This window comes from Rhizobacter koreensis, from assembly GCF_013366375.1.
Taxonomy (GTDB): Bacteria; Pseudomonadota; Gammaproteobacteria; order Burkholderiales; family Burkholderiaceae_C; genus Schlegelella_A; species Schlegelella_A koreensis.
In genome coordinates, this window is record NZ_JABWMJ010000008.1 from 121598 (window position 1) to 133346 (window position 11749).

Annotated in this window: 11 protein-coding genes; 5 read left to right on the forward strand and 6 right to left on the reverse strand. The window is 69.2% G+C overall.

Annotated elements, in window-relative coordinates; translation table 11 throughout:
* Positions 1-3: 3 nt before the first annotated feature.
* Genes HQN59_RS17110 through HQN59_RS17135 form a run of 6 tightly spaced genes read right to left on the reverse strand, consistent with a single transcriptional unit; the run spans position 4 to position 6987 of the window.
* Positions 4-891: a branched-chain amino acid ABC transporter permease gene (locus HQN59_RS17110; protein ID WP_176070333.1), complete on the reverse strand. Its 888-nt coding sequence runs from the start codon at positions 889-891 to the stop codon at positions 4-6.
* Positions 888-2900, reverse strand: coding sequence for an AMP-dependent synthetase/ligase (locus HQN59_RS17115; RefSeq protein WP_246294983.1), 2013 nt, complete (start codon positions 2898-2900; stop codon positions 888-890). The genes HQN59_RS17110 and HQN59_RS17115 overlap by 4 nt, the downstream gene beginning before the upstream one ends.
* A gap of 5 nt (positions 2901-2905) precedes the next feature.
* Positions 2906-3715 (reverse strand): ABC transporter ATP-binding protein, encoded by an 810-nt coding sequence (locus tag HQN59_RS17120; protein ID WP_176070334.1) that lies wholly within the window; start codon positions 3713-3715, stop codon positions 2906-2908.
* Complete coding sequence (locus tag HQN59_RS17125; RefSeq protein WP_038200742.1) at positions 3702-4862, reverse strand: acyl-CoA dehydrogenase family protein; 1161 nt, start codon at positions 4860-4862, stop codon at positions 3702-3704. Before HQN59_RS17125 ends, HQN59_RS17120 begins: the two co-directional genes overlap by 14 nt.
* 55 nt (positions 4863-4917) lie before the next feature.
* Positions 4918-6168, reverse strand: coding sequence for a thiolase family protein (locus tag HQN59_RS17130; protein WP_342451236.1), 1251 nt, complete (start codon positions 6166-6168; stop codon positions 4918-4920).
* An 18-nt stretch (positions 6169-6186) separates the two neighbouring features.
* A complete protein-coding gene (locus HQN59_RS17135; protein WP_176070336.1) occupies positions 6187-6987 on the reverse strand; it encodes an enoyl-CoA hydratase/isomerase family protein in 801 nt (266 codons plus the stop codon).
* Between the two features lie 175 nt (positions 6988-7162).
* Here HQN59_RS17135 and HQN59_RS17140 point away from each other — a divergent pair, with 175 nt between their 5' ends.
* The 5 genes from HQN59_RS17140 (at position 7163) to HQN59_RS17160 (ending at position 11703) form a co-directional block, all read left to right on the forward strand.
* Positions 7163-8680, forward strand: a complete 1518-nt coding sequence (locus HQN59_RS17140; protein ID WP_176070337.1) for a class I adenylate-forming enzyme family protein — start codon at positions 7163-7165, stop codon at positions 8678-8680.
* Positions 8681-8744: 64 nt separating this feature from the next.
* Positions 8745-9929 (forward strand): thiolase C-terminal domain-containing protein, encoded by a 1185-nt coding sequence (locus HQN59_RS17145; protein ID WP_176070338.1) that lies wholly within the window; start codon positions 8745-8747, stop codon positions 9927-9929.
* A 26-nt stretch (positions 9930-9955) separates the two neighbouring features.
* Positions 9956-10399, forward strand: coding sequence for a MaoC family dehydratase N-terminal domain-containing protein (locus HQN59_RS17150; protein ID WP_038200733.1), 444 nt, complete (start codon positions 9956-9958; stop codon positions 10397-10399).
* Positions 10400-10419: 20 nt separating this feature from the next.
* Positions 10420-10836, forward strand: a complete 417-nt coding sequence (locus tag HQN59_RS17155) for a MaoC/PaaZ C-terminal domain-containing protein (protein ID WP_176070339.1) — start codon at positions 10420-10422, stop codon at positions 10834-10836.
* Between the two features lie 39 nt (positions 10837-10875).
* The gene (locus tag HQN59_RS17160) at positions 10876-11703 is read left to right on the forward strand and encodes an SDR family NAD(P)-dependent oxidoreductase (RefSeq protein WP_176070340.1); all 828 of its coding nucleotides are present in this window, start codon (positions 10876-10878) and stop codon (positions 11701-11703) included.
* Positions 11704-11749 lie beyond the last annotated feature (46 nt).

Sequence of the window (11749 nt, forward strand, 5' to 3'; positions counted from 1 at the left end):
CCTTCAGACCCGCTCGATGCGCTTCCAGCCGAACATCCCGTTGGGACGCACCGCCAGCACGACGAGCATGAAGAGGTAGGGGACCACCGACGCGGCGTTGCCGCCGATCAGCGGGTCGACGTAAGCCGAGGTCAGGCCCTGCACGACGCCGACGATCACGCCGGCCAGCAGCAGCCCGCGGATCGACTCCAGCCCGGCGAGCAGGGCCACCGGCAGCGCCGCGAAGCCGATCTCGGAGGACAGGAAGGTCAGCGACTTGCCGCTCAGGTAGACGATCGACGAGATCACAGACAGCACGCCGCCCAGCGCCCACGCGAAGGCGATCGAGCGGCGCACGCTGATGCCCATGGACAGCGCGATCTGGTGGTCTTCGGCCACCGCCGACATCGCCAGCCCCGTGCGGCTGCGGTTGAAGAACCGATGCAGGGCGAACGCGAAGACCACCGCCACCACGCCGGCCGCGGCGAGCGGGCGCGGGATGATCATCTCGCCGACGATCAGCGGCGCGAGCGGGATGAGCGCGGGGAACGCGCGTTCCTGCGGCCCCCAGATCACCAGCACCAGGCCGCGCGTGAGGATGAGCAGGCCGATCGTGACCATGATCATCGAGAACACCGATTCGCCGATCAGGCGGCGGAAGAACAGCCGCTCGATCGCCAGCCCCAGCAGCACCGCGATGGCCAGCGCCGCCGCGATGCCCAGCGCCGGATGCAGCCCGCGCGAGGCCACCGCCCACCACACGAGGAAGGCGCCGAGCACCAGCATCTCGCCGGTGGCCATGTTGAACACCTTGCTGGCGCGGTAGATGACGACGAAGCCCATCGCCACCAGTGCGTACAGCAGGCCGAGCAGGGCGCCGTTGAGGGCGTAGTTGAGGAACTCGATGATCATGTCGTGCCTGCGGCGGTGCTCACGTCGGTGCCGGTGACTTTGGCGCGCAGCACGCCCTGGCGGCCGTCCTGGTAGGTGACGGCGATCTGGCAGTCGATGTCGGTGGCGCCGGCGTACAGGCCCTCGAGCAGCGCGCGGTAGCGCTGCTCGAGGAACTCGCGGCGCAGCTTGCGCGTGCGCGTGAGCTCGCCTTCGTCGGCGTCCAGCTCCTTCGGGAAGTTGGCGAAGCGCACGACGCGCGAGCCCTCGGGCAGGAAGGCATTGATGCGCGCGATCTCGTCGCGCACCAGGGCACGGATCTCCGGCCGCTGCGACAGATCGGTGAAGGTGGAGAACGCGATGCGGCGCTCCTCGGCCCAGCGCGAGGCCACGCCCATGTCGATGTTGACCAGCGCGCCCACCCAGGGTCGCGTGGCGTCGCCCAGCACCATCACGTCCTTGATGAAGGGCGAGAAGCGCAGCCTTGTTTCGATGAACTGCGGCGGATAGGCATGCCCGCCGGCCAGCTTGACGAGGTGCTCCACGCGGTCGAGGAAGACGATCTCGCCGCGCTCGGTGGCGCGCACCGCGTCGCCGCTGGCGAACCAGCCGTCGCGGTCGAGCGCGGCGGTCTTCTCGGGCTTGTTCCAGTAGCCGAGGAAGCCGGTGCCGCCGCGCAGCAGCAGCTCGCCATTGGCATCGACCCTGGATTCCAGCGCCGCGCCGAAGCCCGGTGCCACCGTCAGCAGCGGCCCCACGGTCTCGAGGTCGTAGCGCTCGCCGCGGTGGCCGGCGATGAGGCCGAACTCCGAGCAGCCGTAGATGTTGCGCAGCGGCACGCCCAGGGCGTGGAACAGGCGGAACACGTCCGGCGCCATCGCGGTGCCGCCCGAGACCGCGATGCGCGAACGCAGGAAGCCGAACTGGTCGCGCACCGCGTGCAGGGTCAGAAGTTCGGCGAGCGGCAGCAGCAGGCGAGCCGACAGCGGCGCGGTGCGCCCTTCGAGACGCGCCACGCGCACCGCATGGCCCACGCGTACGCTCCACCGGTACAGCGCGCGCGGCAGGCGGCTGGCGTGCAGCATGCGCGCCTCGATGGTGGCGGCGATGCTCTCCCACTGCCGCGGCCCGAACAGCACCATGTGCGGCGACAGCTCGCGGATGTTGGGCAGCACCTGATCCGGGCCCTCGGGGAAGTTGACCACCAGCGGCAGCATCAGCCCGAGCGTGACGCCCAGCAGCTGCTCGGTGATCCAGGCCAGCGGCGTGTAAGACAGGTACTCCATGCCGGGTTCCAGCGGCAGCGCGCTGAGCATGCGGCTGGCGTTGTCCACCAGCCAGCGGTGGCTGACCATCACGCCCTTGGGCTTGCTGGTGGTGCCCGAGGTGTAGGTGAGCAGCGCCAAGTCGTCGAAGCGCCCCGCTTTGACGGCCTGCTCGAAGCGCTCTGGGTGGCGCTCGTGCTCCTTGCGGCCGGCGGCGCACAGGGTGTCGAAACCGTGCAGCAGGTCGTGCCGGTACGACCACATGCCGGCGTCGTCCCAGTAGGCGATGCCGCACAGGCCGGGCAACTTGCCGGCGATGGCCAGTGCCTTGTCGACCTGTTCCTGGTCCTGCGCGAAAATGAATCGGGCCTGCGAGTCTTCGCACAGGTAGAGCAGTTCGTCGGCCGTGGCGTCGGGGTAGACCGACACCGTCTTCGCGCCCAGCGACTGCGCCGCGAACAGCGACCAGAAGTGCTCGGGCTCGTTTTCGCCGACGACGACCGCGGTGTCGCCGCGCTCGAGGCCGAGTGCCGCCGCGCCAAGCGCGAGGGCGCGCACGGTGTCCTGCACCTCGGCCCAGGTGTGGCAGCGCCAGATGCCCTTGCGCTTGACGCGCTGCGCCAGTTGCTGCGGCCGCGTGCGCGCGTGGGCCAGCAGCATCTGCGGAAGCGTCTGGGTCTTCATTGCTGTCGCCGCGACGGCGCCACGGGCCGGCTCGGCCATCGCGGCGCCGGTGCCGGCAGCCTGCTTCAGGCTAACGTCCATTGCGTTCAAGCGGCCGCTCCCAGATAGGCCTGGATCACCGCCGGGTCGGCCTGCACCTGGGCCGGCGTGCCGTCGGCGATCTTGCGCCCGAAGTCGAGCACGGCCACGCGATCGGCGAGGTCCATCACCACACCCATGTCGTGTTCGACCAGCACCACCGGGATGCGGCGCGCCTCGCGCACGTCGATGACGAAGCGGGCCAGGTCTTCCTTCTCCTCGGTGTTCATGCCGGCCATCGGCTCGTCCATCAGCAGCACCTTGGGCTCCATGGCCAGCGCGCGGCCGAGATCGACGCGCTTGCGCAGGCCGTAGCCGAGCGAGCCCACCGGCTGGTGGCGGATGTTCTCGATCTCGAGGAAGTCGACGATGTCCTCGGCCACCTGGCGATGCCGGGCTTCCTCGCGCTGCGTCCACGGGAAGTAGGCAAAGGTCTGCAGCAGGCCGCCGCGCATGTGCGCGTGGCGGCCGATGAGGATGTTGTCCAGCACCGTCATGTGCGGGAACAGGTGCGTGCCCTGGAAGGTGCGCACCACGCCCTGGCGCGCGATCTCGTGCACCGGGCGGCCGAGCAGGTCGCGTCCTTCGTACGCGAGCCGGCCCTGCTGGGGGCGGTAGAAGCCACTGAGCACGTTCATCAGCGAGCTCTTTCCCGCGCCATTGGGGCCTATCACAGCGAGCATCTCGTCGGCGCGCACCTCGATGCTCACGTCCGACAGCGCCGTGACGCCGCCGAAGCGCAGGGTCACGCCTTCGGCCTTCAGCACCGCGGCGGTCGTGGACGAGGGGGTTGTTGACGTCACGTCAGGAGAAGGCATTGAGGCCGGTCAGCGCACGGCCGATGATCAGCTTCTGGATCTCGGTGGTGCCGTCGGGGATCGTCATCATGCGGGCGTTGCGGAACAGCAGCTCGACGCCGAAGTCCTTGGTGATGCCGTTGCCGCCGTGGATCTGCACCGCCTTCGAGGCGACGTCCACCGCAATTTCCGTGGCGTAGCACTTGGCCATGGCACTTTCGACCTCGCTGCGCACACCGTGGTCGATGAGGTTGAAGGCGCGGTAGATCAGGAGACGCGCTGCGTCGAGCTGGATCGCCGAGTCGGCCAGCATGCCCTGGATCAGCTGGTGCTGGCCGATCGGCTTGCCGTGCTGGCGGCGTTCCTTGGCGTAGGCCACGGCCTTGTTCAGCGCTGCCTGCGCGATGCCCACCGAGGTCAGGCCGACCATGGGCCGCGCCTTCTCGAACAGCACCAGCGTGTTCTTCAGGCCGGTGCCGGCCTGGATCATCATGTTGCCGGCCGGCACGCGCACGTTGTCGAAGAAGAGTTGCGCGGTGGAGGTGCTGTTCAGGCCCAGCTTGTCGATGTTGCGGCTCTCGTAGCCGTGCTCCTGGCGGTCGACCAGGATCATCGACAGGCCGCGCGCGCCCTCGTCCGACGTGCGCACGATGACCATGCAGAAATCGGAGTAGTGGCCGTTGGAGATCCAGGTCTTCTCGCCGCTGACGATGAAGTGGTCACCGTCGGCCTTGGCGCGGCAGGTGACCTCGGCCACGTTGCTGCCCACGCCAGGCTCGCTGATGCCGCTGCAGGCGATGATCTCGGCGCGCACCATGCGCGGCAGGTACTTCTGCCGCATCGCGTCGTTGCTGCACACCTCCAGCGAGTAGGCGCCCAGCTGCTGGATCAGCAGCGAGATGGCGACGTCGCCCGACACGCGGGCGAGGTTGTCGTACATCATCGCGTAAGTCAGCCACGGCATGCCCAGGCCGCCGTTGGCCTCCGAGATCAGGCCGTTGCCGCCCATCCCGTAGGGCAGCATCATCTGGAAGATCTCCAGCATGCGCTCCTTCTCGATCAGCTTGTCGGGCTGGTAGCGGCGCACGATAGGCTCGAGCCTGGTGTCGAGGAAGCGGTTGAAGCCCTCGACGGCCAGGCGTTGTTCGTCGGTCGGCAGGAAGTTCATGGTCGGTCGGCCTGTGTGCGGGTGGGCGTACGGGGACTTGTCAGTGCGGGGGCCGTCAGCGGCCGAGGATGGTGATCGCGCAGACGGCTTCCTCGATGCCGTAGAGGCCGCCGCCGTTCTCGGCCATCGCCAGCCGTGCGCCCCGCACCTGGCGGGCGCCGGCCTCGCCGCGCAGCTGCGTCACCAGCTCGTGCAGCTGGCCGATGCCGGTGGCGCCGATCGGATGGCCCTTGGATTCGAGCCCGCCCGAGGTGTTGATCGGGATGCGGCCGCCCACCGTGGTGGCGCCGCTCTCGGCCAGCGCGCCGCCGGCGCCGAACTCGCAGAAGCCCAGGTTCTCGGACTGCACGATCTCGCCGATGGCGGTGGCGTCGTGCACCTCGGCCACCGAGATGTCCTGCGGGCCGACGCCGGCGCGCTCGTAGGCGAGCTTGGACGCCTTCGCGGTGATGTGCCCGCCCACGTCCTCGGGCTTGCGCGTGGTACCGGTGGCCACCACCGAGGCCAGCACACGCACGGCGCGGCGCCGGTCGGCGAGGCGCGCCAGTGCCGCCTCGGAGCAGACGATGGCGGCGGCGGCGCCGTCGCTGATCGGCGCGCACATCGGCAGCGTCAGCGGGTAGGTGATCGGCGGCGCGGCTAGCACCTGCTCGACGGTGTAGGTGTTGCGGTACTGCGCCAGCGGGTTGTGCGCCGAATGGCCGTGGTTCTTGGCGGCCACCGCCGCGAACTGCCGCTGCGTGGTGCCGAACTCGCGCATGTGGAAGCGGCCGAACGCGGCGTAAATGTCCATGAACAGGCTGTAAGGCGCCTTCGAGGTGCTGCCGTCGGGCGGCTCGATGCCGTGGCCCATGGCCAGCAGCGTCGTCTTGTTGCCCTCGATGTCCTGCAGGTCCCAGGCCCCGTCGAAGACACTGAACATCTTGGCCTTGTCGGTGCAGAACATCTTCTCGGCGCCGACGGCCAGTGCCACCTCCACTTCGCCCGAACGCACCGCCTGCACTGCCAGGTTGAAGGCCGAGCTGGCGCTGGCGCAGGCATTCTCCAGGTTGTAGACCGGGATGCCCTCGATGCCCAGCGGGCGCAGCGCGATCTGGCCGCGCACCATGGTCTGACCCTCGAGCACGCCCTGCGTGGCATTGGAGAAGTAGGCGGCCTGGATGTCGGCGACGGCAAGCCCGGCATCGGCCAGAGCGGCGGTCACCGCGTCGGCGGTGAGCTGCTTGATGCTGCGGTCGAGGAACTTGCCGGTCGGCGTCATGCCGACGCCGGCGACGTAGGCGGGGGGGAGGGCGGCGGTGATCACGGGCATTCCTTGAAAGGGTCAGCAGCCCTTGAAGTCGGGCTTGCGCTTGCCGACGAAGGCGGCGAGCCCTTCGCGGATGTCGTGCGAGTGGCGGTGGGCATCCAGCACCAGGCGCTCCAGGCGCAGCGCGGTGGCCTGCGGCTGATCCAGCCCGTCGGCCACGGCCTGCTTCATGCGCCGCAGCACCAGCGGGCTCTTGGAGGCGATGCGCGTGGCGAGCTTGTCCACCTCGGTGGCCAGTTCGGCGTCGGGGACCACGCGGTTCACCAGGCCCAGCGGCACCAGCTCGGCCGCCGGCAGCGTGTCGCCGGTGAACAGCAGGTACTTGGCCGCCGTGGGGCCGATGCGCCGCGGCAGCACGGCCGCGCCGCCTGCGCCAGGAAAGACGCCGAAGTTGGCGTGCGCATCGCCGATGCGCGCGCCTTCGGCGGCGACGATCAAGTCGCAGGCCATCGCCAGCTCGAGGCCGCCGGCCATCGTCAGGCCGTTGAGTGCGGCGATGGTGGGCTTGGGCAGCACGCGCAGCCGGTCGATCATCCCGGCAATGCGGTCGAGAAAGGCGTTGAGCGGGTCTTCATCGCCCGGCGCAGCGGTGCCGCCTTCGAACACGCCCTTCAGGTCGGCGCCGGCGCAAAAGGCCCGCCCCGCGCCGGTGAGCACCACCACGCGCACGTCGCGGTCGTCTTCGATGCGGCCGATGGCATCGGCGAGTTCGTCGCACAACGCGTCCGACAGCGCGTTCATCGCGTCGGGGCGGTTCAATGTGAGCCAGGCGGTCTGCGCGCGCTTCTCGTAGCGCAGCGCCGTGTACGAATGCAAGGCTGTCTCCTTGGATCTTGTGTTCTTGGCGGGCCGCGCCCAGGAAGAGCGCGCCAGCCTCCAGATTCGTCGACAAGGTTAACGGGGCGTTGTAAAACTGTCAAGCGTTAGGTAGACTCAGGCCGACCCGTGGCGCCCCGACTTCGGCGCGGGTCGCGATCAACCCGAATCAAGGATGCAGAGCAAGGCATTGCCCCTGACCGTCGCCGACCTGCTGCGCAAGCAGGCGGTCGTGCGCCGCGACGCGCCCGCGCTGCAGGACGCGCAGGGCGCGCTGAGCTTCGGGCAACTCGATGGTTGGGCCTGCCGCATCGCGCAGGCCCTGCTGGCCGGCGGCGTGGGTGCCGGCGATCGCATCGCGGTGCTGGCGGAGAATCGGCGCGAGTACATCGGGCTGCAGCTCGCGGCGGCCAAGATCGGTGCCATCGTGGCCTGCCTGAACTGGCGGCTGGCGGACGGCGAGGTGGCGCATTGCCTCGGCCTCGTGTCGCCGCGCCTGGTGTTCGTCTCGCGGCGCCATGCCGATGTGCTGGCGCGTATCGGCTGGGCGGACTGCCCGGTGATCGGGCTGGACGCCGAGTTCGACGGCTTTCTTTCGGGCCGCAGCGAGGCCGATCCACAGCCGGATGTCGATGCCGAGCAGGGCTTGGTCATCCTCTACACCAGCGGCACCACCGGCCTGCCCAAGGGCGCCGTCATCAGCCAGCGCGCGATGGTGGCGCGTGCGATGTGCTTCGCCGCCGACTACGGCATCAGCGCCGAACACGCCTACGTGGCCTGGAGCCCGCTGTTCCACATGGCCGCCACCGACTTCAGCCTGGCCACGCTGATGCTCGGCGGCAAGGTCGTCGTGCAGGACGGCCTGGACATCGACCGCCTGTGCGCGACCATCGAGCGCGAGACCATCGGCTGGCTGGTGGCGATGCCCGGCATGATCGACCTGCTCATCGAGGGTCTGAAGCGCCACCGCACGCGCCCGCGCGGCGTGCGGCTGGTGGGCGCGATGGCCGACCTGGTGCCACTGCAGCAGATCGCCGAGCTGACCGGCCTGCTCGGTGCGCCCTACATCAACAGCTTCGGCGCCACCGAGACCGGTCTGGCGCCGGCCTCCGGCGCGCTGCTGGCGCCGGGCGTCGTGCCCACGAGCCTGGCCAAGCGCGAGTCGGGCTTCTGCCGCGTGCGGCTGGTCGACGCCGACGACCGCGACGTGCCGCCGGGCACACCCGGGGAGGCCGCGCTGCGCGGCCCGACGCTCTTCTCCGGCTACTGGAACGCGCCCGAGGTGAACGCGCACGACTTCCGCGGCGGCTGGTTCCACATGGGCGACCTGTTCGTGCGCCGCGCCGACGGTTCGCTCGACTTCGTCGACCGCGCCAAGTACCTCATCAAGTCCGGCGGCGAGAACATCTACCCGGCCGAGATCGAGCGCGTGCTGCTGGCCCAGCCCGCGGTGGCCGACGCCGTGGTGGTGCGCCGACGCGACGGGCGCTGGGGCGAGGTGCCGGTGGCCTTCGTCGCCGTGCAGCCGGGTGCGGCTGCAGACGGCGAGCCCCTGCTGAGCCGCTGCCGCGAGCGGCTCGCCGGCTACAAGGTTCCCAAGGAGATCCGGTTCGTCGATATGGCCGCGTTCCCGCGCAGCAGCACCGGAAAGATCCAGCGCCACGAGGTCGAGCGTCAATGGCTCGCCGAATGAACCGCGCCGTGGCCACGTGCCGGCCCCGCGGCATCAACGTCTTGTCCAACCCCAGGAGCTTTCCATGAGCCACACAGTCATCGTTGCCGGCGTCGGCATGATTCCCTTCGCCAAACCCGGCGCCAGCGAGCCCTACAACGTGATGGGCGAGAAGGCCGCGCGCCAGGCGCTCAAGGACGCCGGGGTGGACTACAAGGCCATCGAGCAGGCCTTCGTCGGCTATGTCTACGGCGACTCCACCTGCGGCCAGCGCGCGCTGTACCCGCTGGGCATGACGGGCATCCCGGTGCTCAACGTCAACAACAACTGCTCCACCGGCTCATCGGCGCTGTTCCTGGCGCGCCAGGCGGTGCAGTCGGGCGCTGCCGAGTGCGTGCTGGCACTCGGCTTCGAGCAGATGCAGCCCGGCGCGATCAAGGCCGCCTTCCCCGACCGCCCGACGCCGTTCGAGCAGTTCGACCAGGTCACCGACGAGCTGGTCGGGCACCCGGAGATCCCGCTCGCGCTGCGCTACTTCGGCGGCGCCGGCAAGGCGCACATGGACAAGTACGGCACCCGGCTCGAGACCTTCGCCGCCATCCGCGCCAAGGCCAGCCGCCATGCGGTGAACAACCCGCTGGCGCTGTTCCGCAAGGAGGTCAGCGTCGACGACGTGATGGCCGCGCCGATGATGTGGGAGGGCGTGATGACGCGCCTGATGGCCTGCCCGCCCACCTGCGGCGCCGCCGCGGCCGTGATCTGCTCGGAGGCCTATGCCAAGAAGCACGGCCTGAACCGCCAGGTGCGCATCGCCGCGCAGGCCATGACCACCGACTTCTCCAGCACCTTCGAGGCGCACGACATGATGCGCGTGGTCGGCTACGACATGGCGCGCGAGGCCGGCCGCAAGGTCTATGAATCAGCCGGCATCGGCCCGAAGGACATCGACGTCGTCGAACTGCACGACTGCTTCGCGCAGAACGAGCTCATCACCTACGAGAGCCTGGGCCTGTGCCCCGAGGGCGGCGCCGAGAAATTCGTGCGCGATGGCGACAACACCTATGGCGGCCAGGTCGTCACCAACCCTTCCGGCGGCCTGTTGTCCAAGGGCCACCCGCTGGGCGCCACGGGCCTGGCGCAGTGCTACGAGCTGACGCACCAGCTGCGCGGCACGGCAGAGCAGCGGCAGGTGAAGGACGCGCGCACCGCGCTGCAGCACAACCTGGGGCTCGGCGGCGCCTGCGTCGTGACCCTGTACCAAGCGGCTTGAATGCCATCAACAAAGGGCCACCACCCATGATCGACAGGAAGCACATCGGCTACGCGCCTCCGCCCACGCTGTGGACGGTGGAAAAGGGGCGCATCGCCTTCTTCGCCAAGGTGATCGGCCTCACCGACCCGATCCACACCGACGAAGCCGCGGCCAAGGCCGCGGGCTATCGCGGCATCGTCGCGCCGCCCACCTTCTTCTTCGGCGCCGAGAGCGATGCCGGCGTGTCGATGAAGATGATCCAGGAATTCGAGATCGACCTGGGCAAGGTGCTGCACGGCGAGCAGCACTTCGACTACCACGCCCCGGTGTGCGCCGGCGACACCCTGCGCATCGAGACCAGGGTCACCGACATCTACGACAAGAAGGGCGGCCTGCTCGAGTTCGTGGTGCGCGAGTCCAAGGTCACCAACCAGCTCGGCGAGCACGTCGCCGACATGCGCGGCATTCTTGTCGTGCGCCACGGTTGAGAAGCGAGAGGAGACGCACGATGAGTTTCGATCCCAAGAACGTGAACGTTGGCGACGCCATGCCCATGCTCGAGCTGCCGCCGATCTCGCGCACCACGCTGGCCCTGTTTGCTGGCGCCTCGGGTGACCACAACCCCATCCACATCGACCTCGACTTTGCCCGCAAGGCCGGCATGAAGGACGTGTTCGCGCACGGCATGCTGTCGATGGCCTACCTGGCGCGCGCGCTCACCCAGTGGGTGCCGCAAAGCCGCGTGCTCAACTACGGCGTGCGCTTCGCGGCCATCACCCAGGTGGCCGACCGCGTGCAGTGCAGCGGCAAGGTCGTCGAGAAGCTCGACTACCGCGGCCGCCCCTGCGCGCGCATCGAGCTGACGGCCTCGCGCAACGGCGAGCAGGTCACGCTCAGCGGAGACGCCATCGTCGCGCTGGACTGACCCCGCATCCACACCGAATCCCATTCTCTGGAGACACCCATGAAGAAGCTCGAAGGCAAAGTGGCCATCGTTTCCGGCTCCGGCCGCGGCATCGGCCGCGCCATCGCGATGAAACTGGCCGGCGAAGGCGCCAAGGTCGTCGTGAATGACCTCGACGCCGGCCCGGCCGAAGAAACCGTCGCCGCCATCAAGGCCGCGGGCGGCCAGGCCCTGGCCTGTGCCGGCAGCGTCACCGCCGACGGCTTTGCCGAGAAGTTCGTCAAGACCGCGATCGACGGCTTCGGCGGCCTGGACATCATCGTCAACAACGCCGGCTACACCTGGGACAACGTGGTGCAGAAGATGACCGACGAACAGTGGCACGCGATCCTCGACGTGCACCTGACGGCGCCGTTCAAGATCCTGCGCGCCGCGGCCGACTACTTCCGCCACCAGTCCAAGGTCGAGGCCGATGCCGGCAAGGAAGTGTTCCGCAAGGTGGTCAACATCTCGTCGGTCGCCGGTACCGGCGGCAATGCCGGCCAGGCCAACTACTCGGCCGGCAAGGCCGGCATCATCGGCCTGACCAAGGCGCTGTCCAAGGAGTGGGGGCGCTACAAGGTCAACGTCAATGCGGTGGCCTTCGGCCTGATCAAGACCCGCCTGACCGAGGCCACCGCCGGCGGCAACGCCTCGATCGACGTCGAGGGCCGGCAGATCAAGGTGGGGGTCAACCCCGAGCTGATGACGATGATGGAGCGCACCATCCCGCTCGGCCGCGGCGGCACGCCCGAAGAGGCCGCGGGCTCGGTGTACCTGCTGTGTACGCCCGAGTCCAACTACATCAGTGGCCAGGTGCTGATCTGCGGCGGCGGCATCTCGCTCTGAAGCCTGCAAGCCGCCGCGCCGCACGCGCGTCGGCTCGACCCGCGTT